20 protein-coding genes are annotated in these 24,989 nt (G+C 61.1%); 8 read left to right on the top strand and 12 right to left on the bottom strand.

What is annotated here, in order from left to right; all coding sequences use genetic code 11:
• Window positions 1-5: 5 nt before the first annotated feature.
• From aroK to tapM, 6 genes are all read right to left on the bottom strand, one after another.
• On the bottom strand, window positions 6-524 hold the full coding sequence (aroK, locus tag C2U37_RS13285) for a shikimate kinase AroK (RefSeq protein ID WP_010673824.1): 519 nt from the start codon (window positions 522-524) through the stop codon (window positions 6-8).
• A gap of 191 nt (window positions 525-715) precedes the next feature.
• The gene (locus tag C2U37_RS13280) at window positions 716-2,941 is read right to left on the bottom strand and encodes a type IV pilus secretin PilQ (protein ID WP_052814886.1); all 2,226 of its coding nucleotides are present in this window, start codon (window positions 2,939-2,941) and stop codon (window positions 716-718) included.
• Between the two features lie 16 nt (window positions 2,942-2,957).
• Window positions 2,958-3,485 (bottom strand): pilus assembly protein PilP, encoded by a 528-nt coding sequence (locus C2U37_RS13275; protein ID WP_029314119.1) that lies wholly within the window; start codon window positions 3,483-3,485, stop codon window positions 2,958-2,960.
• 2 nt (window positions 3,486-3,487) lie between these two features.
• Window positions 3,488-4,084, bottom strand: a complete 597-nt coding sequence (gene tapO / locus C2U37_RS13270; RefSeq protein ID WP_041212566.1) for a PilO family type IV pilus biogenesis protein TapO — start codon at window positions 4,082-4,084, stop codon at window positions 3,488-3,490.
• Window positions 4,081-4,650: a PilN family type IV pilus biogenesis protein TapN gene (tapN, locus tag C2U37_RS13265; protein WP_039039579.1), complete on the bottom strand. Its 570-nt coding sequence runs from the start codon at window positions 4,648-4,650 to the stop codon at window positions 4,081-4,083. Before tapN ends, tapO begins: the two co-directional genes overlap by 4 nt.
• Window positions 4,638-5,699 carry a PilM family type IVa pilus assembly protein TapM gene (gene tapM / locus C2U37_RS13260; RefSeq protein ID WP_302058766.1) on the bottom strand — a complete coding sequence of 354 codons (1,062 nt, stop codon included), beginning with the start codon at window positions 5,697-5,699 and terminating at the stop codon, window positions 4,638-4,640. Before tapM ends, tapN begins: the two co-directional genes overlap by 13 nt.
• A gap of 298 nt (window positions 5,700-5,997) precedes the next feature.
• Here tapM and C2U37_RS13255 point away from each other — a divergent pair, with 298 nt between their 5' ends.
• Entirely contained in the window at window positions 5,998-8,487 is a 2,490-nt protein-coding gene (locus tag C2U37_RS13255; protein ID WP_039039577.1) for a penicillin-binding protein 1A, read from the top strand.
• 69 nt (window positions 8,488-8,556) lie between these two features.
• On the opposite strand, the gene oxyR is transcribed toward C2U37_RS13255, so the two are convergent.
• From oxyR to C2U37_RS13240, 3 genes are all read right to left on the bottom strand, one after another.
• The gene (gene oxyR, locus C2U37_RS13250) at window positions 8,557-9,453 is read right to left on the bottom strand and encodes a DNA-binding transcriptional regulator OxyR (protein WP_104452470.1); all 897 of its coding nucleotides are present in this window, start codon (window positions 9,451-9,453) and stop codon (window positions 8,557-8,559) included.
• 129 nt (window positions 9,454-9,582) lie between these two features.
• A complete protein-coding gene (locus tag C2U37_RS13245) occupies window positions 9,583-10,227 on the bottom strand; it encodes a DsbA family protein (RefSeq protein WP_103259702.1) in 645 nt (214 codons plus the stop codon).
• 74 nt (window positions 10,228-10,301) lie between these two features.
• Window positions 10,302-11,159 (bottom strand): Vmh family MBL fold metallo-hydrolase, encoded by an 858-nt coding sequence (locus tag C2U37_RS13240; protein ID WP_104452469.1) that lies wholly within the window; start codon window positions 11,157-11,159, stop codon window positions 10,302-10,304.
• A gap of 120 nt (window positions 11,160-11,279) precedes the next feature.
• Between C2U37_RS13240 and C2U37_RS13235 the strand changes: the two genes are divergently transcribed.
• Entirely contained in the window at window positions 11,280-12,194 is a 915-nt protein-coding gene (locus C2U37_RS13235; protein WP_069652134.1) for a LysR family transcriptional regulator, read from the top strand.
• Between the two features lie 60 nt (window positions 12,195-12,254).
• On the opposite strand, the gene C2U37_RS13230 is transcribed toward C2U37_RS13235, so the two are convergent.
• Complete coding sequence (locus tag C2U37_RS13230; RefSeq protein WP_045525644.1) at window positions 12,255-13,037, bottom strand: BPSS1780 family membrane protein; 783 nt, start codon at window positions 13,035-13,037, stop codon at window positions 12,255-12,257.
• A 40-nt stretch (window positions 13,038-13,077) separates the two neighbouring features.
• The gene (locus C2U37_RS13225; RefSeq protein WP_199770444.1) at window positions 13,078-13,392 is read right to left on the bottom strand and encodes a hypothetical protein; all 315 of its coding nucleotides are present in this window, start codon (window positions 13,390-13,392) and stop codon (window positions 13,078-13,080) included.
• 137 nt (window positions 13,393-13,529) lie between these two features.
• Here C2U37_RS13225 and C2U37_RS13220 point away from each other — a divergent pair, with 137 nt between their 5' ends.
• Entirely contained in the window at window positions 13,530-14,357 is an 828-nt protein-coding gene (locus C2U37_RS13220; RefSeq protein WP_010673811.1) for a M23 family metallopeptidase, read from the top strand.
• 87 nt (window positions 14,358-14,444) lie between these two features.
• Here the strand turns inward: C2U37_RS13220 and C2U37_RS13215 are convergent, their stop codons facing one another.
• Window positions 14,445-15,779: an MATE family efflux transporter gene (locus C2U37_RS13215; protein WP_104452468.1), complete on the bottom strand. Its 1,335-nt coding sequence runs from the start codon at window positions 15,777-15,779 to the stop codon at window positions 14,445-14,447.
• A gap of 153 nt (window positions 15,780-15,932) precedes the next feature.
• On the opposite strand from C2U37_RS13215, the gene mscM reads away from it, so the two are divergent.
• From mscM to C2U37_RS13190, 5 genes are all read left to right on the top strand, one after another.
• A complete protein-coding gene (gene mscM / locus C2U37_RS13210; RefSeq protein WP_104452467.1) occupies window positions 15,933-19,208 on the top strand; it encodes a miniconductance mechanosensitive channel MscM in 3,276 nt (1,091 codons plus the stop codon).
• Between the two features lie 29 nt (window positions 19,209-19,237).
• Window positions 19,238-19,915 carry a glycerophosphodiester phosphodiesterase gene (locus tag C2U37_RS13205; RefSeq protein ID WP_104452466.1) on the top strand — a complete coding sequence of 226 codons (678 nt, stop codon included), beginning with the start codon at window positions 19,238-19,240 and terminating at the stop codon, window positions 19,913-19,915.
• 156 nt (window positions 19,916-20,071) lie between these two features.
• On the top strand, window positions 20,072-21,949 hold the full coding sequence (locus tag C2U37_RS13200; RefSeq protein WP_010673807.1) for a methyl-accepting chemotaxis protein: 1,878 nt from the start codon (window positions 20,072-20,074) through the stop codon (window positions 21,947-21,949).
• Window positions 21,950-22,464: 515 nt separating this feature from the next.
• Window positions 22,465-24,249 carry a fumarate reductase (quinol) flavoprotein subunit gene (gene frdA, locus C2U37_RS13195; RefSeq protein ID WP_010673806.1) on the top strand — a complete coding sequence of 595 codons (1,785 nt, stop codon included), beginning with the start codon at window positions 22,465-22,467 and terminating at the stop codon, window positions 24,247-24,249.
• A complete protein-coding gene (locus tag C2U37_RS13190) occupies window positions 24,242-24,976 on the top strand; it encodes a succinate dehydrogenase/fumarate reductase iron-sulfur subunit (RefSeq protein ID WP_010673805.1) in 735 nt (244 codons plus the stop codon). Before frdA ends, C2U37_RS13190 begins: the two co-directional genes overlap by 8 nt.
• The last annotated feature ends 13 nt before the right edge of the window (window positions 24,977-24,989 follow it).

The following is a 24,989-nucleotide window of genomic DNA, read 5'->3' as shown; positions in this document are numbered from 1 at the left end:
ATGAATTACATACCAATCAACTTGACGATTTGATTAGCGACAACTTTGGCACTCTGGTCATCCGTCTGGATGACAAAATCGGCAACCTCTTCGTACAGGGCGTTGCGCTCTTGCGCAAGACGCTCAAGCACTTCACGGGGCGGCTCTTCGGTTTGCAGCAAGGGACGACGCTTGTCTCTCTGGGTTCGCGCCAATTGCTTTTCAATGGTGGTTTCGAGGTAGACCACGATGCCGCGTGCGGAGAGTTTGTTGCGGGTTTCACGGCTCTTGATGGCACCGCCACCCGTTGCCAGCACGATACCCTGCTGTTCGGCGAGCTCACCGATCACCTTCTCTTCGCGGATCCGGAAGCCTTCTTCGCCTTCAACATCGAACACCCAGCCGATATCGGCACCACTGCGGCGCTCAATCTCATGATCTGAGTCGAAAAACTCCATGTGCAGTTGTTCTGCCAGATGTCTACCTATGGTGCTCTTGCCCGCACCCATGGGACCTATCAGGAAAATATTGCGTTTCTCAGCCATGTCTTTTCGTTAGTAATTACAAACTGTATGGCCCCGGTAAACACTCGACCGGGGTACCTATGAACCTTATCTTGCGATGGATCAGGAGGGGGATTATCTCAGTAGAAACCAGGACTGGCAACCGCAGCCCTTACGCCCCAGCCTCATCGGGGCGTAAGGTTATATGTGTTTTACTCTCACAAGTAAAGTTTTCAGAGGGCGTCGGTCACTATCCTCGGGGTCACGAAGATCAGCAGTTCACGCTTCTTGTTTTCACTGGTGGTTTTCTTGAACAGATAGCCCAACCCGGGGATATCCCCCAGCAGCGGCACCTTGCTGACATCACTCTTGATGGTCTGTTGATAGATGCCGCCAAGCACCAGAGTTTCACCGTTGTTGACCAACACCTGGGTGGTGATGGACTGGGCGTTGATGGACACCGCATCCCCGGTTCCGGTCGGCACGGTTTCACCCTTGGTATCCTGAGTCACGGTCAAGTCCAGGATCACCCTGTTGTCCGGGGTGATCTGCGGTGTGACCTTGAGGCTCAGCACCGCCTTCTTGAAGGTGACCGAGGTCGCCCCGCTCGAAGAGGACTCCACATAGGGGATCTCGGTCCCCTGCTCGATCAGGGCCGGCTTCTGGTTGGCCGTGGTGACACGCGGACTGGCGATGATCTCGGCCTTGCTCTCCTTTTCCAGAGCCGAGAGTTCAAGATCCAAAAGGGTGCCATTGGCAAGACGGGCAACCTGGAACGCCAGGGTGCCGGCCGCGTTGGTCACCGGCAGGTTGACGTTGAGTCTGTCTTCTACGTTGGGGCGAGTGATGGTGGAACTGCCATCATTGTTTCCGGCGCCATCATTACCCTCTATGGTGCCCGAGGTGCCGTTGCCATGACCGTCTGTCTTGGTCACCCCCCAGCGCACCCCCAGTGCCTCATCGAAACCATCATCAATGGTCACCATGCGCGCCTCGATCACCACCTGCTTGACCGGGATATCGAGGATATCCAGCATCCGCTTGACGTTGCTGATGACATCCGCCGTGTCCTTGACCACCAGCACGTTGGTACGTTCATCCACGCTGACCGCCCCTCTGGGGGAGAGCAGCTTGGTACTCTCGGAGGAGAGCAGGGCCGCCACTTCCGATGCCTTGGCATAGTTGATCTGCAGATACTCGGTGTAGAGGGGAGCGAGATCCGCCACCTGGTTGCGGCTCTCCATCTGCTGTTTCTCGCGAGCGGCAATCTCGTCCGCCGGCGCCACCAGCAGGATGTTGTTGTCCAGCCGTTTGTCCAGCCCTCTGACCTTGAGGATGATGTCCAGCGCCTGCTCCCAGGGCACGCCATCGAGACGCAGCGTGATGTTGCCGGAGACCGAGTCCGTGGTCACCAGGTTCAGATTGTTGAAATCGGCGATGATCTGCAACACGGTACGAACAGGAATATCCTGGAAGTTCAATGAGATGGGTTTTCCTTGGTACTGCTTCGCCGCCGTGGTGGCCACCCGTTTTTTCACCTCGATGATGAACATCTTGTCGGCCTGATCGTAACGGTAGTCAAACTGGCCGTTCACCGAGAGCTCAAACAGGGTGTCATTGCCCTGGCGGAACACCTCCACCTGGGAGACCGGGGTAGCAAAGTCCTGCACATTGATGAGGTTGAGCTGATCATCAGGCACCCGGGTACCGTGGAACTTGGCCAGCACTTTCTGACCACGGCTGCTGACATCCACCGCCGCCGAACTGTTGTCCAGCGTCACGAGGAACTCCCCCTGCCCCTCCTTGCCACGACGAAAATCCACGCCCTTGACCGAGTTGAAGTAGGCGCCACCCATGTTTGCCTGAGACACGGACAACACCGGCTTGCCGGGGGCAACGGGCGAAGGAGCCACAGTAGGTGTGGAAGCCATGGCAGGCTGAGCCTGATACTGGGACTGGTTCTGGGCAACTCGCTGGGTGTCAATCAATGCAGACTGAGTCACCGGCTGGCTTCTGACGAGCGCAGACTGGCTGGCTGCAACAGGCGCCGCCGAGGAAGCGACCGGCTGCCCAGCCTTGTCTCCCAGCGCCACCAGCAATTTATTGCCCTGCTGATGGACCTGATAGGGGGTGAGCTGATCGAGGGCGATCTTGATGTCGAGCCCCTGCCCCTTCCCCTCCACCAGGAGGTTGTTCACCCCTTGCTGCTTGATGGGCAGGGGATTGACCGTCAGGGCACCGATGGCCCCGGGTACGTGCAGCAGAAGCTGATTGGGTTCATAGGTCAACCTGTCCGTAAAACCGCTGACCGGTTCGCTGAAGCTGAGCTCCAGCAGGAGTTGATCGGCCAGCAGGGGATTCACCTTGACCTCCTGCAACGCGGGTACTGCCCACACCTGAGTGCATCCGCCCAGCCACAGCAGCGCCACACCGGTCATCCTTCTTATTGTTGTTCTCATCTCTGCTCATCCCTGATCATAGTTTTGCGTCGAGATTGGCCATGGCCAGCTGGGTTTCTCGGGTGACCCAGCATCCTTTGCCATCCGGTACCGTCTCCATCAAGTCAACATGCGTGTTCGTTATCTTGATGACCCTGCCCTGATCCAGCCCCATGTGCTGATTGAGCCCGACGCGCACGGCTTGCCCGTCCGGGGTTTTGATCAATGCCCACAACTGCCCCTGCTTGCCGATGGAGCCTTTCATGCTCAGGCTGGCAAGCGAGTAGCGTTCCAGCACCTCCTTTTCCCGATTGGCCACTATCTGGGCACAGTCCGGCTTGGCCTTGGCATCCAGCCTGGAACTGGTTTCCGGCTGGGGTGCAATGAACGGACTGCGTTGATCGCTGCGTTGATAGACCATGGGAGAGAAGGGCTTTATCTCCGGCAAAGATTCGATCGGTACCGGCTTTCTGGCCTTGGTCTGTTTGACATACTCATCCATGTCCTCCTGTCCCCCACAGGCCGTCAACAGCAGCGCCGACAAGAGAAGTACGCCCGCTCTCATGCTCATGGCTTTTTCTCCACGGTTTTGCCGTTGTACTTGTAGGTCTTGGCCTGCATGGACATACCGATCAGCTCACCACCCTTCCCCTGGCTGAGCTGGAAAGAATCCAGGATCACGATGCGCGGTAAAGCAGCCATGTCCGCCGTGAACTTGCCAAGTTCGTGATAGGTGCCCACGACCTCGATGCGCATGGGCAGCTCGGTGGAGAACTCGTGTTTCACCTCTGGCTCCCAGTTGATCCTGTTCAATGTCAAACCGTTGTCGGTGGCAATGAAGCTGATGTCATCCAGCAAACCGGCGACTTCGTGGGTGTTGGGCAGCTGCTTGAGCTGGGTGTCGACCAGATGTTCCAGCTGGACCATCTGCTTTCTGTATGCTTCCAGGTTCGCGGCCAGCATGGCCTTGCTCTCGAATTGTCCCTTGAGCTCGGTCTCTTTTGCGGCTTCACGACCCAGGGCCGCCAGGGAATTGGCAATCACGTAGTAATAGAGTGCCCCGCCAAGCAGAGCACAGCAGAAGAAGACAAAGATGCCCTTGGCGATCGGCGGCCAGCGGGCAATGTCATTGAGATCCAGGTCGTTCAGTTGTTGCAGGTTCATTTTTGCCCCTTAGCCACGTTGGGTAGCGCCGTGGCAATCTGGAACATCATGGAGAACTGGCTCAGGGCGATGGGGGCCACCTCGGCCGTGAAAATGGTGCTGAGCTGGGATTGTGTCAGCCAGCCGGAACCGTCGATTCGGCGCATCATGCTGGCAACCCTGCCATAGGCTTCGGTCTTTCCCTTCACATCTATCTTGTTGTTTTGCAAGGCAAGGCTATCAAGATATACCCCATTGGGGACCAGCACCGGCAGCTGATTGAACAGACGCACAGGGATGTTGCGGCGCATCTGCAACTGCTCGATGAGTTGCATGCGGTCAATCAACTCCTTGCGCCGTTCCTTGAGAAGCCTGATCTCCCCAAGCTGGGTGTCCAGGGTTGCCATCTCCTGCTGCAACCGCTGATTGCGCTGCTGCTGGTAACCGATCTGCTGCTGCACCAGCCAGTCTGCGGCAAAGGCGATGGCTGCCGTCCCCGCCAGGAACAGACCGAACAGGATGCCGAATTGTTTCTTCTGACGCTGCGCCCGAGCCTGCCGCCAGGGCAGAAGGTTTATATTTGACATGGTGTGAAGCTCCTCAGTGCCAGCCCGAGCGCCGTCATGTACTTGGCCCCATGAGTCAGCCCCCCCTCTCCCTGCGGCTTGCCAAAGAGTACAAAGGGATCGGGATGTAGCACCTCGCAGTTGAGCTCGCTGCCGATTTGTCCGGCCAGCCCCGGCAGCAGGCTACCCCCTCCGGTCAGCACCAGCCTGGAGAGCTCCTTGTTCCCCGAAGAGCTGCAAAACAGCTGCACGTTGCGCCGTATCTGCAACACCAGGGTGCTGAGGTGAGGCAACAGGACATCCACCTCATGATCCGCAGGCAGGGAGCCCTGGAGCTTGGCCAGTTCCGCCTCTTCCATACTCATGCTGTAAAAAGAGGCCAATGCCTGGCTGTATTGATCACCACCAAAATTCTGCAACCGGGAATAGATGACCTGGCCCCGTAGCAGGGCGGCGAAAGTCAGGGCGCTGGCACCGATGTCGACGATGCCAACCGGTTTCTCCGAGGTTTGCAGGTCGGGCAGGCAGGCCAGCACGGCGCGTCCGAGCGCATGGGCCCCCACATCCACCACCATGGTCGTCATGCCTGCCTCCGTCAGGGCACTGACCCGGCCACTGACGCTCTCGGTCCGCGCGGCACTGAGCAGGACCTCCTGACGCCCGTTGTCGCCCGCCATGCCGAGGATTTCAAAATCCAGGCTCACTTCATCGAGGGGAAAGGGGATGAGCTGCTCAGCCTCCAGGTGAACCTGGTTCTCCAGCTCGCTCTCGTTGATGTTGGTATCGACCTGAATGATCTTGGTGATGACGTTGGAACCGGTCACGGCCGTGGCCACGTTCTGGCAATCCCCTTGCACGAGCCGCTTGAGCGACTTGAGAGACTGACTGACCCGTTCAATGTCCTGAAGTTGATAGTCGACCAGCGTTCCTCTTGGCATGGGGATCTCGGCAACCGAGCCGAGGTGCACCTTGCCGGGACGTCCGCTGATGGTGACGGCCTTGATGGTTTGACTGCCAAAATCAATGCCCGCCATGGAGACGAGGGATCCCTTACTTAATAGCCCAAACATATACACATCCATGCGTTATTGGGTTTTCGGACTTATTGTAGGACAGCGCGTCATGATGTGACGGCTTAACTCAATATAATGCTCTATCTATCAATGTCATAAAGTTTGTGTCAAAAGTTGACGCCCCTCTCCTTTCGGCCTTGATTGCGGCCCCCTTGGTAATTGTGCCCTGGAGTGCTACCCTCCCGCCTCTTCTCGGGGTCGCCTGTTTGCGGACAGGAAAACCTCGAATCCGCGAGGGTAAAAAGGCTATACTCTGCGCCCGTTGGCTAATTTTAAGACGATTGGTAGTTCTTCCATGCTGAAATGGCTCGTTCGCCTGTTTATTGTCATGATGCTGGGTGCTGTGCTGGGCGTTGCCAGCCTCATCGGCATCTACTTCTACATCAAGCCCCAGTTGCCGGACGTCAGCGCCTTGCGCGATGTCAAACTGGCTACCCCCATGAAGGTCTACAGCCGGGATGGGGAATTGATCTCCCAGTTTGGCGAAATTCGTCGCATCCCCCTGCGGCTGGACGAAATTCCCCAGTCCATGATCGATGCCGTACTCGCCACCGAAGATGCCCGCTTCTATGAGCACCCGGGCATTGACCCCATCGGCATCATCCGTGCCGCCACCGTCTGGGCCGTCTCCGGCCAGGCGCGTCAGGGCGCCAGTACCATTACCCAGCAGGTGGCCCGCAACTTCTTCCTGAGCAACGAGAAGACTCTTGTACGCAAGATCAAGGAAGTATTCCTCGCCTGGCGTATCGAGCAGAACCTCTCCAAGGACGAGATCCTCACCCTCTATCTCAACAAGATCCCCCTCGGCTACCGGGCATTCGGGGTCGGCGCGGCCGCCCAGGTCTACTTCGGCAAGGAGGTCAAGGATCTGACCCTGGACGAGATCGCCATCATCGCGGGTCTCCCCAAGGCACCCTCCATGCTGAACCCGATCCGTTCCCCGGAGCGCGCCTTCGCCCGCCGCAACGTGGTGCTGGGTCGCATGCTGGAAACCGGCAAAATCACCCAGGCCCAGTATGACGAAGCCTCCAAGATGCCGGTCAAGGCCCGTTTTCACGGTGCCGAGACCACGCTGAACGCCCCTTATCTGAGCGAGATGGTGCGCCAGAAGATGGTGGAGCAGTTTGGTGAAGATGCCTACACCATGGGGCTGCACGTCTATACCACTGTCACCGCCAAGCGTCAGCGCGCCGCCCACCAGGCGCTGCTGGACGGTGTCTTCGACTACGACACCCGCCACGGCTACCGTGGCCCGACCGCCTTGCTGTGGAAAGCCGGTGAAACGGCCTGGGACTACGAGCAGATCATGGCCCATCTGGCCAAGCAGCCGACCTATCAGCCCCTGATGGCCGCCGTGGTCACCCAGCTCGGCGACAAGAGCGCCACCCTGGTGCTCAAGAATGGCAAACAGGCCGAACTGGGCTGGAATGGCATCAAGTGGGCGCGTGCCTTCATCACCGACGATCGCCAGGGCTTTGCCCCGAAATCGGCGCGGGATGTACTCAAAGTCGGCGCCCAGATCTGGGTCAGGGAGAAAGGGGAAGAGTTGCTGCTCTCCCAGATCCCCGACGTCAACGCCGCCCTGGTGGCCATGAACCCGCAAGACGGCGCCATCGAGGCCCTGGTCGGCGGCTTCAGCTTCGAGCTCTCCAAGTTCAACCGGGTCGATCAGGCCCGTCGTCAGGTCGGCTCCAACATCAAGCCTTTCCTCTATGCCACCGCGCTGGAGCAGGGCTATACCCTGGCGTCTCTCATCAACGATGCACCGATCAACCAGTGGGATCCTGCCAAGGGCCCCATGTGGCAACCCAAGAACTCGCCCGCCATCTATGAAGGGCCGACCACCTTGCGCCTCGGCCTTGCCAAGTCCAAGAACGTGATGTCGGTCCGCCTGATGCGCGCCATCGGGCTGGATACCTATATCGACGGCCTGACCCGCTTCGGCTTCGCCCGTGATCACATTTCCGCCAACGAATCCCTGGCGCTGGGTGCGGCGGAGTTTACCCCGCTGGAAGTGGTGCGCGGCTACTCGGTGCTGGCCAATGGCGGCTTCCAGGTCACCCCCTACTTCATCACCGAAGTGACCGACAGCTTCGGCACCCCCCTCTTCGAGGCCAACCCGGCCGCCGCCTGCCGCGACTGCGGCGTGCTGGCCGCCGCCGGTCTCGACAGCGCGGATGCCTATGCCAATACCACGGCAGACTGGAAGGCCCAGTGCCCCATCGATCCTGTCGTGCCCAACAACATGGCACCGCAGACCATCAGTGCCCAGAGCGCCTTCCTCATCACCGACACCCTGACCACCGCCATCTGGGGGGGCAATGGCTGGCGTGGTACCGGCTGGCGGGCAGCCCGTGACCTCAAGCGTCACGACATCTCGGGCAAGACGGGGACCACCAACGAATCCCGGGATGCCTGGTTCTCCGGCTATACCCCGAATCTGGTGGCCACCTCCTGGATCGGTTTTGACAATCACCAGCGCGGTCTGGGCCGGGCCGAGTTTGGCGGCGGCGCCGCCCAGCCCATCTGGATTGACTTCATGAAGACGGCTCTGCACCAGGTGCCCGAACGCAAGATGCCGGTCCCCGAAGGGATCATGCAGGTCCGCATCGATCGTGAAACCGGTCTGCTGACCAATCGCGCCGATGGCAGTACCACGGAGGAGTTCTTCAAGGAGGGCACAGAGCCCACCCGCTACGCGAGCCAGATCTCCGATGGCAACCAGGTGTATGGCGGTGACGATGCGACCACAGACGGTCCCGTCTCCACCGACGACATCTTCTAGGTCCCCCTGGAAACAACAAAACCGGCGCCCAGGCGCCGGTTTTTGTTTCGGGATGACGAGCGGGCTGCGTCAGCCCAGCAGGGCTTTCATCAGACTCGAGATGCGGGCCGCCAGCTCATTGAAGCAGGGGCGGCGAACCGAGTAGTGACGATAGAGCAGGGAGATGGTGCGCCCCGGCACGGGGTTGATTACCGGGCGATAGCTGACGCCCCCCCCCTCCGGGTTGGCGGGCACGGCGAGCCTGGGCACCAGCGTCATGCCGCTGCCAGCGGCGACCATGTTGCGCAAGGTCTCCAGACTGGTACCCTTGAAGCGCGGATCCTCACCGATGCCCGCGGCAAAACAGAAACCCATCGCCTGATCCCGCAGGCAGTGACCGTCGGCCAGCATCAGCAATTTCTTGCCCTTGAGATTGTGCAGGGGCACCGCCTTGGCGCTCGCCTCCGGGTGATGCTGGGGGACGGCCAGCCACATGGGCTCCTGATAGAGGGGGATGGCGCCAAACCCCTCCATCCCTTCCAGCTCCGCCAGCACGAGGCAATCCAGCTCCCCCTCCTCCAGCCGCTTGAGCAGCACCTGGGTCTGATCTTCGTAGAGGTAGAACTCCAGCTTGGGGAAGTGTTCACGCAGATCCTGGATGATGTGGGGCAGCAGATAGGGGCCCACGGTGGGAATGAAACCGATGTGGATCTCGCCGGACATGGGCTCGGCGAAGTGCTGGCCTATGCTCTTGAGCTCTCGTGCCTCTTTGAGCACCTTGCGCGCCTGACGGGCCATGGCATCGCCGGCGGGCGTGAACAGCACCTTGCGGGAGGTGCGCTCGATGAGGATCACCCCCAGTTCATCTTCCAGCTTGCGCAGCTGCCCACTCAGGGTCGGCTGGCTGACAAAGCAGCGCTCCGCCGCCTTGCGAAAGTGTTTCTCCTCTTCCAGCGCTACCAGATATTCGAGATCGCGAAGGTTCATAGGTACTGCATCCTGCCGTTCAATGAGGCCGATAGCATGCACAAGAACGGTGCGGGGGACAAGGGAGGCGCGCAGACGGGTCTGCCCTCTCCCTCTCCTTTGACAAGCCGCAGGCGATGGGCGAGAGACTCACCCCATCAGGGAGGCGATGTGATCCGCGAACGCCGATGGCTCTCCCAGATAGGAGGAGACAGGCAGCGCAACGACGCGCTCCCCTTGCATCAATCCCAGGGTCGGGAACCCCTGCCCGCCGAGCCGGCGCAGCCACGCCTGGCTTGTGGCCAGATGGCCCACAAGATCGACCCGACCAAAGGCCAGGGCGAATGCCTCCGGTGTCAGCCCCTGCTCCCGCGCGAGCGCCGCCAGCCGTGTCGGGGAACCGACCCATTCCCCATCCCGGTAGTGGGTTTCCTGGATGCGGTGCAACAAGGCAAGGCCGTCGCCGCCAAGCTCGCTCACCGCCAGAACGGCGCGTATGGGCGGCTCGGAGTCGAGGAGCAGTGACTCGTTGAGCAGAAGCTCGTTGAAGTAGCGCTCACCAAAGCGCTGTCCGGTGAGGGCATGGATGCGCTCGTCATGGGGGCGCACATAGTCCCGCAGGGGCTGTCCCATGGCCTGGCGCCTGGCGCCCATCCAGAGGCCCCCCCCATGCAGTTCGATGCGAAGGCCCGGGATCTCGGCAGCGGCTTTCAGCAGGGGGGCGGCGCCATAGCACCAACCACAGAGGGGGTCATAGACATAATGGAGGGTTGTTTGCGCTTCGTTCATCATCATTCTCGCTTCAATGCTGGATAAAAAACCGGGCCCTCGGGCCCGGAAAAAAACACAGGGATGTAGGCGTCAGGGAGTTACCACTTCATCTCGCCGGTATTGACCTTGGCACCGATGGCCAGGCCATCATCGACCGGCAGGGAGGGGTAAGCCTTCTTCAGCGCTTCAATCAGCTGGCCGGAGTGCTTGGTCTTGGCCAGCTCTTGCTCAAAGCGCTGCACGTAGTCACGGGTGAAGGTCACGGCTTCGGTACCCTTGGGCGCAGTCCCCAGGAAGTGACCCGGCACCACGCGCTCAGGTTTCAGCGCCAGCAGATTGTTCAGCGCCTTGACCCAGTGGCTGCGAGCGGCCTTGGACTGGCTGTCCGCCATCCAGACGTGTACACCGCTGTAGACCGGCACACCACCAAAGGCCGTCTTGATGGAAGGGGCCCAGAGGTAAGCATTCGGGGTGTTCATCTCTTTGATGTCAATCTTCTCGCCATCCAGCGTCAGGTGGCTGGCCGTCATCACTTGCGGCACGGTCAGGCTCTTGGGTGCATCCTTGCCCAGGATCGGGCCCCAGTAGCTCAGCTTGGCATCCTTGGTCTGCTTGATATGGTCGACCACATGCTGGTCGGCCAGCACCTTGACATCCGGGAACGCAGCCATGACGGGTTCCAGACCGAAGTAGAAGTCGGGGTCACCGGCACTGATATAGACAGTGGTCAGCTTCTTGCCGCTCTTCTTGATCATGTCCACCAGCGCCTGACCATGTTGCACATCGAACTGGGCATCGATCAGGATGGCCTCTTTGTCACCGGTTACCAGTGAGGAGGAGACGGGGAAGATGGCCTTCTCGCCGGGGTTGTAGACGGTCACGGTCAGGGGGGCCGCCAGGGCGGAACCCGTCATCAGGAGGCTGGTCAGGGTCAGGGTACGCAGTGTGTTGTTCATCAGATAACGCTCATCGGTGTGGATTAATGGAATGAGCGCAGTTTATTGCATCACCATCGATACAAATACCGCATAATAGGCGCATCACTGTTGCACAAATCGAGCATATAGGGGCACAAGATGGATAGGCTGACCGCATTGCGGGTCTTTGTCTGTGTAGTGGAACAGGGCAGCCTAAGCGGCGCCGGGGAGAAACTGGAGATGTCCCGTGCCATGGTGTCGCGCTACCTGGCCGAGCTGGAACGCTGGATGGGGGCCAGATTGCTGCACCGCACCACCCGCCGGCTGAGCCTGACCGGGCCAGGAGAAGAGGCGCTGAACCGGGCCAGAGCCATGCTGGCCCTGGGGGAAGAGATGGAACACCTGGCCATCCGCCATGACGAGGCCCCCAAGGGGCAACTGCGCATCACCTGCAGCTACTCTCTCTCCGAAGCCCTGCTGGTCGGGGCGGCGAACGACTACCTGGCCCGTTACCCCGGCACGGCGATCGACATCCTGCTGCTGGACCGGACAGTCAATCTGGTGGAGGAGCGAATCGATCTCGCCCTGCGCATCACCAACGACCTCGATCCCAACCTGGTGGCCCGCAGGCTCGGCACCTGCCACTCGGTGGTGTGCGCCAGTCCCGCCTACCTGGCCCGCCATGCTCCGCCGCAGCAGGTGCAGGATCTGGCACTGCACAACTGCCTCACCTACACCTATTTCGGCAAGAGCCTGTGGGAGTTTCTGGGGCCCGATGGTCCCGAATCCGTCCCGGTGAGCGGCAACCTCAGCGCCAACATCTCCAACCTGCTGCTGGCCGCCACCCTGGAAGGGGCGGGGATCAGCCTGCAACCCGCCTACTCGGTTCACCCCCATCTGGCAAGCGGCGCCCTGGTCCCCCTGCTCACCCCGTGGCAGCCCAAGCGCCTCGGCGTCTATGCCGTTTATGGCACCCGCAAACAGATGTCCCCCCTGCTGCGCAGCTTCCTCGACTTTCTCGTGGAGCGGATGGCGGACGATCCCCTGTGGCAGGAAGCCCCTCCCTCTCTCTGATCCCTGCGAGCCGCACAAAAAAGGGGCCTCGCGGCCCCTCTTTGCTCCATCCTGTGCCGGTCAGGCTTCGAAACCGAATGCCTTGACCGGGGTCTCTCCCTCCTCGGCCTCCTGATCCTCCAGATAGATGTCGTGATAGGCGGCATAGATGGAGTAGTTGATGGCAGGCAGCACCACCAGCAGGCCCACCAGCATCAGGAGTGCGCCAAAGAAGATCAGCACGGCCCCGAGCAGCCCCCACCAGAGGAAGGGCCACATGTTGCGCAGACATCCCTTGAAGCTGAGCCTGGCTGCCTGCCAGACCCCGACCTGATGGAAGAGGATAAGGGCGGGGGCGAAGGTGATGGCCATCAGCACGGGAACGAACAGTGCCAATCCCACCAGGGCGCAGACGAGGAAGCCCTGTGCCTGCTCCGGGGTCAGCGCCAGGGAGCCCGGATCTGCGGACAACAGGCCGGTGAGTCCCCACTGGTGCAGCAGGAACACGCAGATCATCAGGATCCCCATGATGAGGCCGAGCACCATCAGGCCCCCCAGCATCAAGGGGGTCAACCGATGGCGGAAACCAGCAAAGAAGTCGCCAAACTGCAGCGCCTCCCCATGGTGCCCCCGCCGCGCCACCGCCACCCAGCCAGCCCCCCACACCATGTAGAGCAACTGGGAGATCAAGCCCCCCGCCGGCAGCTGATCCAGCACGATGCCCACCACAAACCAGAGCACTATCATGGCCACGCTGGCACCCATCCCCTTGTTGAAGATGTCGAATCCGGTGCGGATCCAGATCCAGCCCTGTCCTATGCCATGGCGTTTGGGTTCGTGGCGCAGGGCCCTGTCACTGTTCATCATTGACCTCGTCGAAAAATAGGGGCGAAGCGGCGTCTCCTCAGGGCACGCTCACCGTGACCATGATGGTGCCGGTGTAGGGACCGGTGCGTACTACCTGGCCCGGCAGCCGGGTCGGGTAGAGCCTCACCTTGTAGTCGGTGACCTGGGTCGCCGCCGAGTAGGGTACCGCGATGGCGGTATCGAATGGAATAGGGGTCTGGGCCCCTGTCCGGCCATGCCCACCGCGACCCGGCCTGGCTGGTGGTGAAGCTGTTGTCGCTCGCGAGCGCCCCCAAGATGCGGTAGCGCAGCGGCCCATGCTCAGGCTGGCAAGGTCGAAGGGAAGGCGGGCACCCGCAACCAGAGCATTCACCTCGCTGCAATGGCGTGTCCGTTGCGTCTTTCTGGGCCGCAGCCGACGAGTTTATCGGCCACGGTTGACGGACAGCACCGCCAGAATGTGGCATCATCTCCCCCCTCTTGCTTTCCCCCTGATCCGATGGAGCCATCATGCGCCGCCTCTTCTTTCTTCTCCTGCTGCTCGGCAGCCCTGCGCTTCACGCCGAACCGGGGTTTATCAGCCGCCTGCTCAACCACCCGGTGCCGGGGGGCGTGGCCGTGGTACCACTGGGAAGCGGGGCCAAGGCGCCCGCAGTGCGCTATCAGGACAAGCCTGTGCTGGTGGTACAGGAAGACGGGAAGACGTGGATCGCCATCGTCGGCATCCCGCTCAAGAGCGCGCCCGGCCCCCATCAGGTGACCACCAGCGATGGCCGCACCTTGAGTTTCAAAGTCGGCACCAAGCACTACCGTGAGCAGCACATCAAGCTCAAGAACAGCCGCCAGGTCAATCCGCTGGCCGAAGACATGACCCGCATCAACCGGGAGCTTGCCGAACAGACCCGCGCCTACCAGACCTTCAGCCCGGCTCAGCCGAGCAACCTGCTGTTTGACAAGCCGGTCCAAGGCCCGCTCTCCAGCCCCTTCGGGCTGCGCCGCTTCTTCAACGGCGAGGAGCGCAACCCCCACTCCGGCCTCGACTTCGCGGTCGGAGCCGGCACTCCCATCAAGGCACCAGCCGCTGGCAAGGTCATCCTCATCGGCAACTACTTCTTCAACGGCAATACGGTGTTCGTCGACCACGGCCAGGGCCTCATCAGCATGTTCTGTCACATGTCGAAGGTGGACGTGAAGCTGGGCCAGAGCCTGCCCCGCGGCGGCATCGTCGGCCGGGTCGGCGCCACCGGCCGCGCCACCGGTCCCCACATGCACTGGAACGTCAGCCTCAACGACGCCCGCGTCGACCCCGCCATCTTTATCGGCGCCTTCAAGCCCTGAGGCCGGCGACCTGCCGCCCACAGGCAGGGGCACTCAAAATGAAAAAGGCAGCCAAGGCTGCCTTTTTCATGGACGCATGACCACATCTCAGGCAGCGCTGTGCTGGCGCCCCTCCCTATTCATCGCCCGCCACATCACCAGGACCAGCAGAGTGCTGCAAGTGGGCAGCGCCAGCCAGACACCGGCCACTCCCCACAGGGAGGAGAAGCCCCACAGGAAACCGCCGATCAGCACCAGCTTGCCGCCGGTGAGCAGGGAAGCGATGCGGGCCCGGTTGATGGCCTGGAAATAGGTGGCCCCCACCAGCAGCAAGCCTTCCATGGGCAGTCCCCAGAAGTAGAGCCAGATACCGAGGCTGGCCACCGGCAACAGGGCAGCATTGTCCCCCGCAAACAGATAAACCACTGCCTCCGGCCACAGATACAGCGGGATCATCCCGCACAGTGCCACCGCCATGGTCACTCCCAATGCCAGGTTGCGTACCCGCAGCACCCGTGCCCAGTTGCCCGCCCCGGCATTGAAGCTGGCGATAGGCTGGATGCCCATGGCGATCCCCTCGAAGATGAGATAGAAGAAGGCCTCGCTGTAGCTGATGACCCCATAGGCGGCCACGTGCAGCGAAGTGCCCACCGAGAGCAGCGCCTTGTTGTGCAGCGCCAGCACCACCGAGAGGTAGAGGTACATCAGAAAACTCGACACCCCGAGTCGCAATGTCTCCCCCATCAGCCGCCAGTCGGGCACCAGGGTATCCCAGCGAATGCGCAACTGGCTACGGGGGGTGAAGAAGTGCCACAGGCACAGGCCCCCGGTGACCGCCTGGGAGAGCATGGTCGCGATGGCGGCCCCCGCCAGCCCCCAGGGGATCACCGCCATCAGCAGGTAGTCGAGCAGCACGTTGAGCACGCCGCCCCCCACCAGGATCCAGGTGGTGAGGCCGGGTCGCCCGTCGTTGCGCAGCAGGGCGGTAAAGGCCATGGAGAGCACCGCGAACACCCCGAGCCAGGCGTACCACTGCAGATAGGCGAAGCCTGCGTCGAAGATGACCCCCTGCGCCCCCATCCAGACAAGCATGGCCTTGCCGTAACGAATGCCAATGAAGGCGAGCAGCGCGGAGGCGATGAGCACCATCACCAGGGCATTGCCGACGATGTGGCGCGCCCTGGCCTGCTCCCCCTTGCCCAGATAGAAGGAGGCCAGCGACGAGGATCCCATGCCGATCAGGGCCCCCACCGCGTAGAGCACGGCGCAGATGGGGTACGCCAGCATCATGCCGGCCAGCCCGTCCTGGCCCAGGATATGGCCGACGAAGATGCCGTCTATGGTGACATAGATGCCGGTGACCAGCATGGCGGCCACCGTGGGGGTGACGTAACGCAAGAAGAGGCGGGAAAGGGGGGCCGTGCCCAGATCGACGGAGGACATAAATTGCTCAATGAAGGGGAACGGCCAGAATAATAGCCAAACAAGACCCGGATCACCCGTTATTTGTGCCGTGGATCATTCATCTTGAGGGCTTTACCCGCCCCGGCCCCTGCTTTAGGCTAGGGCGACTTCTCCTGAACGGAAACGTGCGCCATGTTGCAACGCCTGCTCTGTCTGATGCTCTGTCTCAGCCTGTTCCCCTTCTCCGCTGTCCAGGCTGATGATGCCATCACTCAGGTAGAGGAGCTGCTGCAAAGCATCCCCAAGACGGATACCCCGGAAAACCAGCAACTGCGGGAGAGCTACCAGCAGGCGCTGCAATATGCCCGGGATGCCCAGCGCTACCGGGAACAGGGCAAGGCCTACCAGCAGATCCTCATCGACTACCCCAAGGAGTCCGCCCGTCTCAAGGAGGGGCTGCACAACTATCAGCCCCAGTCCCGCCCGTCCCTCTCCTCCCTCAAGGAGGATGCCCTGCGCCAGGCCATCAGCCTGAGCAGCAACCGCCAGCTCAACCTGCGCAAGGAGCGTCAGGCGGTGACCGACAGCCTCAACCAGCTTGAGAGCACGGGCCAGGAATATCACCTGCGGGTCGACGAGTTGCGCAAGCAGTTGCTCCAGACCCGCTCCCTGCTCGATCGCCTGAGCTTCAGCAACGAGTCGGACAGGTTGCAGGAGGCCCAGCAACTGGCCACCCGACTCAAGGAGCAGAGCCTCTCCGACCGGATCCAGATGCTGGAGCTGGAGCAGCTCTCCGCCCAGCAGCGCAACGATCTGGGCAAGCTCAAGCTGCAGGAGCTCAACCTCGCCATCACCGACGAGGATGAGTGGCAGACCAGTCTGCTTGCCCAGCAGAACCAGCTGCGCCGGGACAAGACCGAGCAGGCCCTGGCCGAGAGCGAACGCCTGCGCCGCCAGCTCACCTCTGACCTCCCCCTCTTGCAGGAGCAACAGCAGCAAAACCAGGCCCTCTCCCTGCAACTGGGGGCCCTCGAGGACCAGATTGAACGGGTGCAGGACGAGCAACGGGGGGTGGACACCTCCCTCTCCGGGCTCAACGAGCTGGTCAATTCGGTGCGCGAACAGCTGGAGTGGTTGCAGATAAGCAACGCCTACGGCGAGAACCTGCGCAGCAAGTTGGCCGATCTGCCCGCCTACTTCCCGCTGGAGCGGCTGGAGTCCGCCATCGTCAAGGCGCGCATGGCCAAATACCAGTACGAGACCGAGCAGGATGCCCTGAAGGATCCGGTGCAACTGCGCAACAGCCTGCTCAGTGGAGACGACATCACCCTGGACAGGGCCCAGCGCGCCGTGCTGGACAACCTGCTCAAGGCGAGACGGCAACTGCTGACCCGGCTCAACGATGCCTCCGATACCCTCATTCAGGAGCAGACCCGCCTCAAGCTGCTCTACAGCCGCCAGAACAGCAAGATCGACGAGATCCGCGAACTCAGCGCCAGCCATCTGTTCTGGATGCCGGACGTGCGCCCCCTGAGCCCGGCGGTGCTGCTCGGCGTCCCGGCCGCCCTCGGCCTTGCCTTCAACCCGGCCAACTGGCTGCAACTGCCCAGGGCCATCGCCGAGAACAACCCACTGAGCCTGACCCTGGCTGGCCTCGGGCTGCTGGGACTGGCCTGGTGCTGGCTGAAACTGGCTCGCCACCTCATTCAATACAGCCACTACATTGCCCCGCGCATCGGCAAGGTAACCCAGGACAAGTTCAGCCTCACCAGCCGGTTGCTGGTGCGTTCCGTGCTCGCCGCCCTGCCGCTGCCCGCCATGGTGCTCATGGTGCACGGCCTGCTGGACGGCGCCTGGCAATATCCCTTCGCGGTGGCGGTGGCCCGGGGCCTGGGTGAAATCTGGTTCCTGCTGCTGGCCCTGCTGGTGGCGCGCCACCTCACTCTGGAGAAGGGGATCCTCATCCTCCACTTCCGCTGGCAGAAGGAGCGGGTGCAGCGAGTGTGGGGACAGTTTCGTACCCTGCTGCTGGTGCTGATCCCGAGCTTCTTCGTACAGGGCATGGCGAGCAGCTATCAGGAACACGCCTTCTACGACTCCCTGGGACGCCTCGCCTTCATCATCGGGGCCCTCTGGCTGCTGCTCTTCTTTGCCCGCCTCAACCGGGAAAAACTGCCCCTCACCTGGGGTCAGGCAGACATGACCAAGCCCCATCTGCTGCACCACTTCATCTGGAACAGCCTGATGCTGGCCCCGCTGCTGGCGGTGCTGGGCGCCCTGTTCGGCTACTTCTACACCTCCCGCACCCTGCTGCGCCAGCTGGAGCTGAGCCTGCTGGCGGGGCTCGGCTGCCTGCTCGTCTACTATCTGGCCCACCGCTGGATGCTGATCCAGCGCCGCCGACTCGCCTTCGATCGCGCCAAGCAGAAGCGGGCCGAGATCCTGGCGCAGCGGGAGCGGGAAGAGGACGATCTCAGCTCCGAGATCCCCGATGTGGTGGAGGAGCCCGAGCTGGATCTGGATACCATCAGCGCCCAGTCCCTCGGCCTGGTGCGCACCCTGCTGATGCTGGGCTTCACCATGCTGGTGGTGGTGCAATGGTCGGATCTCAACTCGGCATTCAGCTTCCTCAGCAGCATCGAGGTGTGGCAGGTGAGCAGCAAGGTGGCCGGCATCGAGCAGCTCTCCGCCATCACCCTGCAGGATCTGATGCTGACCGTCTTCGCGTTTATCCTGACTGTGGTCACCGCCCGCAACCTGCCAGGGTTGATGGAGCTCACCCTGCTCCAGCACTTGAGCCTCTCCCCCGGCACCGGCTTCGCCCTCACCACGGTGAGCAAGTACCTGGTACTGCTGATTGGCGCCCTCACCGGCTTCTCCATGCTCGGCATCGACTGGTCCAAGACCCAGTGGCTGGTGGCGGCACTCTCCGTGGGGCTGGGCTTCGGCTTGCAGGAGATCTTCGCCAACTTCGTCTCCGGCCTCATCATCCTGTTCGAAAAACCGATCCGCCTGGGTGACACCGTCACCATCCGGGATCTCACCGGCACCGTCACCAAGATCAAGACCCGCGCCACCACCATAGTGGACTGGGACAGGAAGGAGATCATCGTCCCCAACAAGGCCTTCATCACCGAGCAGTTCATCAACTGGTCCCTGTCCGATGCCATCACCCGGGTCCGCTTGCGCATTCGCATCGGCCTGACCCAGAATCCCAAGCAGGTACAGCAACTGCTGGAGCAGAGCGTACGCGAGTCCACCTTGGTGCTGGATACACCCGCCCCGGAGGTGTTCCTCATCGAGTTCACCGACTCTGCCCTCATCTACGAGATCCGGCTCTACGTCAACAACATGGATCACCGGATGCCCATTACACACGAGGTACATTCCCTGATCCTGGAGAAACTCGGCCAGGTCGGCATGCATCTGCCACATCAGCAGATCGACATCCGGATGAGCCGGGGATGAAGCCGCCAAAGACGACAACAGGAGCCATCATGCAGATCATTGCCCATCGCGGTGCCAGCGGCCTGGCCCCGGAGAATACCCTCAAGGCGATGAGCCTGGCGCTGGATCTGGGTGCCAAAGCCATCGAGCTGGACGTGCAGTGGGCCGACGGAGAGCTCTGGGTCTTCCACGACCGGCGGCTGGAGCGCTGCACCAACGGCCAGGGTGTGCTGACCGGGCAATCCCGGGAGTACCTGGCGAGCCTGGATGCGGGGGACGGGGAGCGGATCCCGACCCTGTGGCAGGTGATGGCACTGGTGGCGGGGCGCTGCGAACTGCACATCGAGCTAAAGGGTGCCCACACCGCCGAGCCGGTGGCCGCCCTGACCAGGCGGGCCGAGGCCGAGCTTGGCTTTACCCAGGCGCACTGGATCGTTTCCTCCTTTCATCATCCCGAGCTGTTACGCTTCAAGGGACTGCGACCGGAAATCAGGATCGGCGCCCTCACGGCCAGCCTGCCCCTCGACGGCGCCGCCTTTGCCGAGACGCTGGGGGCCTGGTCACTGAACTGCGACGTGGATTTCGTCGACGAGACCCTGGTGGCGGATGCCCATCACCGGGGGCTCAAGATCCTGGTCTACACGGTCGACGAAGTGAGTGATGGGAGCGCCCTCGCCAGCATGGGTGTCGATGGCATCTTCACCAACCGGCCAGATCGATTCAGCTGAGTATCGGCGCGGCCTGGCAGGCCACAAGGAGGTGAAAAGAATTGAAAAAATGCGGTGCACCGGGATACATAAAGTCCATAGCCAGCCGATACAGAGTTGGCTCATAACAATAACAAACACCATGGATCTCTGACTGACGCTCACAAGGATGTAAACATGAACCTATCCATCAAGAACAAGCTGGTCCTCTCCATCGGGGCCATCATTCTGGTCATCACCGGCCTGCAGGTCTGGTACAACACCTCCCAGTTGCGCAGTGAAACACAGCGGCTGATCTGGAGCTTCATCGACGACAGCTCGGTCGCCAACGTCAAGGGGATCTCCCGCTGGCTCGACGCCCGCATCAATCTCGTCACCGCCACCAAGGAAGCCTTCGCCAAGGAAGACGAGCCCCTCAGCCACCTGGCCCAGTCCATGAATGCGGGCAACTTCGATCTCGTCTACGTGGGCACCAAGGATGGCCGGATGATCCAGAGCAAGCCGACCGATCTGCCGGCCGGCTATGATCCTCGCCAGCGCCCCTGGTACAAGGACGCCATGGCCGCCGGCAAGCTCGCCATCACGGCCCCCTATGCCGACATCACCACCGGCCAGCTCATCATCACCATCGCCGAGCCCTTCAGTCGCGGCAACACCGACGGCGTCATCGCCGGTGACGTCTCCATCGACGGCCTGGTGAAAGACGTGCTCGCCATGAACTCGGAAGGCACCTATGCCATTCTGGTGGACAGCAACGGCACCATCATCGCCCACCCGGACAAGGATCTGACCCTCAAACCCGCCACCGCCATCTCCCCGGAACTGACGGCAGCCAAGGTCAACGAGCTGGCCCATGACAACACCATCTCCGAGATGGATATCAGCGGCAAGGCGAGCGTATTCGACCTCACCGAGATCCCCAACACCAACTGGTATTTCGGCATCGTTGTGGATGAAGCGGTCGCCTACCAGTCCGTCTCCCGCATGGTCACCTCCGCCCTCATTCAGGGATTGCTGACCATCCTCATCGTGGCGGGCTTCTCCTATGTCGCCATCAACGGCTCCCTGGCGCCGCTGAAAACCCTGGGCGAGGCGATTGCCGATCTCTCCCGCGGCAACGGCGATCTCACCCGTCGCATCAAGATCGAGCGTGAAGACGAGGTCGGTACCGTCGCCAAGCACGTCAACACCTTCATCGAGCGCATCCACGTCATGGTGCAGGACATCTCCAACTCCTCCACCCAGCTCAACCAGCAGGCCAGGTCTTCCCACGACATGGCGGAGAAATCCAACCAGGGGCTGGCCCGCCAGCAAAACGAGATCTCCCAGATTGCGACCGCAGTGCACGAGATGTCCGCCACCGCCGTCGAAGTGGCCAGCAACGCCGAGCAGACCGCGGAAGCGGCCCGCAGCTCCTCCAGCAGTTGCGAGCACGGCAAGCAGGTGATTGCCCGCAACCAGCGCTCCATCACGGATCTCGCCACCCAGGTCAAGCAGGCCTCCGGCATCATTCAGGAACTGGAGAAGAACGCCCAGGAGATCAACACCATCCTCTCCACCATCCAGGGCATCGCCGAGCAGACCAACCTGCTGGCGCTCAACGCCGCCATCGAGGCCGCCCGGGCTGGCGAGCAGGGACGCGGCTTTGCCGTGGTGGCCGACGAGGTGCGGGTGCTTTCCCAGCGCACCCACAGCTCCACCGTCGAGATCCGCAGCATGATCGAGACCCTGCAGCGCAACACCCAGGGCGCCGTCAGTACCATGCACGAGGGTCAGCTGCTGGCCCAGAACAGCGTGGAAGATGCCAACGATGCGACCCAGGCGCTGGAGCAGATCACCACCTCCATCAACCAGATCTCCGACATGGCGACCCAGATCTCCAGCGCCGCCGAGGAACAGCGTGCCGTCACCGACGAGGTGAGCCGCAACATCCAGGCGGTCAAGGATGTCTCGGACGAGCTGGCAGTGGATGCAGACAGCTCCCGCAATCTGTCGGCCCAGCTTAAAAATATTTCAGGTGAATTGAATAATCAGGTCGGCATGTTCCGCATCTGATCGACCATGGGAAGAAAGGGGCCGTTCAGGCCCCTTTTTTTATAAACCCTTTTTGTTTCAACGGTTATAATCCCCTTTCGAGACCCTCAACCCTGTGATCGACATCTCCTTTTGCCCATGTGTGGGAGACGGGCCCAGTCTGTCATGGCTATATTCGCATTACTTTTTTGATGCCTAATATCGATATGTCATCGTGATAATAGTTATCATTAAACTGTTTTGATAAAAAACTTAAAAACTTTATGGGTAATACCCAAAAAGAGAGGCATTTCTCATTTTTTTGAAAGAAAACTACGTATAATCTTGGAGTTAAAATCACCAGAGTAGCGAGTACGGCTGATCCAGATCACTGATGGATGGCGATAATGACGGCATTTTCATCCAAGGAATGGGGTGGTTTTAATAAAAATCACCGTTGCCAAGCACTAAAACAAAGCAGTTTGACTTGCATCAAGCCTGAATTTTTTTCATAGAGCAAAATCGTGCCCAGCAAATCTATCCCTAAGGAGGCAGATGTGGATATTATCAAGACCGATGTTGCCATCATCGGTGCCGGTGGCGGTGGCCTGCGTGCCGCAATCGCCATTGCAGAAGCCCACCCGGAGCTGGAAATCGCCCTGATTTCCAAGGTCTATCCGATGCGCAGCCACACCGTGGCCGCCGAAGGTGGCGCCGCAGGCGTCGTCCGTGATGACGACTCCCTGGAAAACCACTTCAACGACACCGTCTCCGGTGGTGACTGGTTGTGTGAGCAGGACGTAGTCGAGTACTTCGTCAACAACGCCACCAACGAGATGATCCAGCTGGAGCACTGGGGTTGCCCCTGGAGCCGCAAACCGGACGGCAAGGCCAACGTGCGCCGTTTCGGCGGGATGAAGATCCCCCGCACCTGGTTCGCCGCCGACAAGTCCGGCTTCCACATCCTGCACACCCTGTTCCAGACCTCCATCAAGTACCCGACCATTAAGCGCTTCGACGAGCACTTCTGTCTGGATCTCATCGTGGAAGATGGCCGTGTCCAGGGTGTCGTCACCTTTGACATCCAGAACGGCATCACCCGCTTCATCCAGGCCAAGTCCGTGGTGCTGGCCACCGGCGGCGCCGGTCGTGTCTATCGCTACAACACCAACGGTGGCATCGTCACCGGTGACGGCATGGCCCTGGCCTACCGCCACGGCGTACCGCTGCGGGACATGGAGTTCGTCCAGTATCACCCGACCGGTCTGCCGGGCACCGGCATCCTGATGACCGAAGGTTGTCGTGGTGAGGGTGGCATCCTGCTCAACAAGGATGGCTATCGCTACCTGCAAGATTACGGTCTGGGCCCGGAAACCCCGGTCGGCCAGCCGAAGAACAAGCACATGGAGCTGGGTCCGCGCGACCGTCTCTCCCAGGCCTTCTGGCAGGAGCAGCAAAAAGGCCGCGTGATCCAGGGCCCCATGGGTGACGTGGTTCACCTCGACCTGCGCCACCTTGGCGAGAAGTACCTGAAAGAGCGTCTGCCCTTCATCTGCGAACTGGCCAAGGCCTATGTGGGTGTGGATCCGGTAAAAGAGCCGATTCCGGTACGTCCGACCGCCCACTACACCATGGGTGGCATCGAAACCGACGGCAAGTGCGCCACTCGTCTGGCCGGTCTCTATGCCGCTGGCGAATGTGCCTCCGTCGGTCTGCACGGCGCCAACCGTCTGGGTTCCAACTCCCTATCCGAGATCGTGGTCTTCGGCAAGGTGGCCGGTGAGCAGGCAGCCGAGTTTGCCGCCACCCAGCAACACGGCAACACCCAGGCGCTGGTCGCCAAGGCCGAGGCGCTCATCAAGCAGCACCTCTCCCTGCTGGACATCGACGGCACCGAAAACCCGGCGGATATCCGCAACGAACTGGGCATGTCCATGGAGGCCGGTGTCGGTATCTACCGTACCGAAGAGCTGATGCAGGGCACCATCGACAAGATCAACGAGCTGAAAGCCCGTTACAAGAAGATCAAGATCAACGACAAGTCCTCGGTCTTCAACACCGACCTGCTGTACGCCATCGAGCTGGGCTACATGCTGGACGTGGCGGAAGCCATGGCGCACTCCGCCATCAACCGCAAAGAGTCCCGCGGTTCCCACCAGCGTCTGGACGGTTACGAGGAGCGCGATGACGTCAACTTCCTCAAGCACACTCTCTCCTTCTACAACGGCGAAGGGGCCCCGACCATCGATTATTCCGATGTGAAGATCACTAAATCCCAACCGGCCAAGCGCGTGTACGGTTCCGAGGGTGAGAAACAAGACGAGGCTAAGAAGAATGGCTGAGATGATCGAAATTGAAATCCTGCGCTACCGTCCCGAGCAGGATAACGAGCCCTGGATGCAGACCTTCCAGGTGCCCTACCTCAAAGAGATGTCCCTGCTGGATGCGCTGCAATACATCAAGGATCATCTGGACTCTACCTTGAGCTTCCGCTGGTCCTGCCGGATGGCGATCTGCGGCTCCTGCGGCATGATGGTCAACGGCATTCCGAAACTCGGTTGCAAGACCTTCCTGCGGGATTACCTGCCGGGCAAGATGACTATCGAACCGCTCAACAACTTCCCCATCGAGCGCGATCTGGTGGTCGACATGTCCGACTTCATCGAGAAGCTGGAGAGCATCAAGCCCTACATCATCCCGTCTGAGCCGCGCAACCTGTGCGATGGCGAGTACACCCAGACGCCGGCTGACATGGCGAAGTATCACCAGTTCTCCATGTGCATCAACTGCGGTCTGTGCTACGCGGCCTGCCCGCAATATGGCATCAACAAGAAGTTCACCGGCCCGGCGGCCCTGGCACTGGCCTATCGCTACAACGCCGACAACCGCGACAGCGCGTCCAGGGAGCGGATGAAGATCATCAGCCAGGACGAGGGCGTCTGGGGCTGTACCTTCGTGGGCTACTGCTCCGAAGTGTGCCCGAAGGGCGTGGATCCGGCCGCCGCCATCCAGCTTGGCAAGGTCGAGAGCGCCAAGGACTACATGATCGCCATGTTCAAGCCGGATTGAGACCAGGAGTGAG

Source organism: Aeromonas sp. ASNIH1, assembly GCF_002934285.1.
GTDB classification, from domain to species: Bacteria; Pseudomonadota; Gammaproteobacteria; order Enterobacterales; family Aeromonadaceae; genus Aeromonas; species Aeromonas caviae.
Note: the sequence above shows the minus strand (reverse complement) of the source record. Positions and strands in the feature narration are given on the sequence as shown.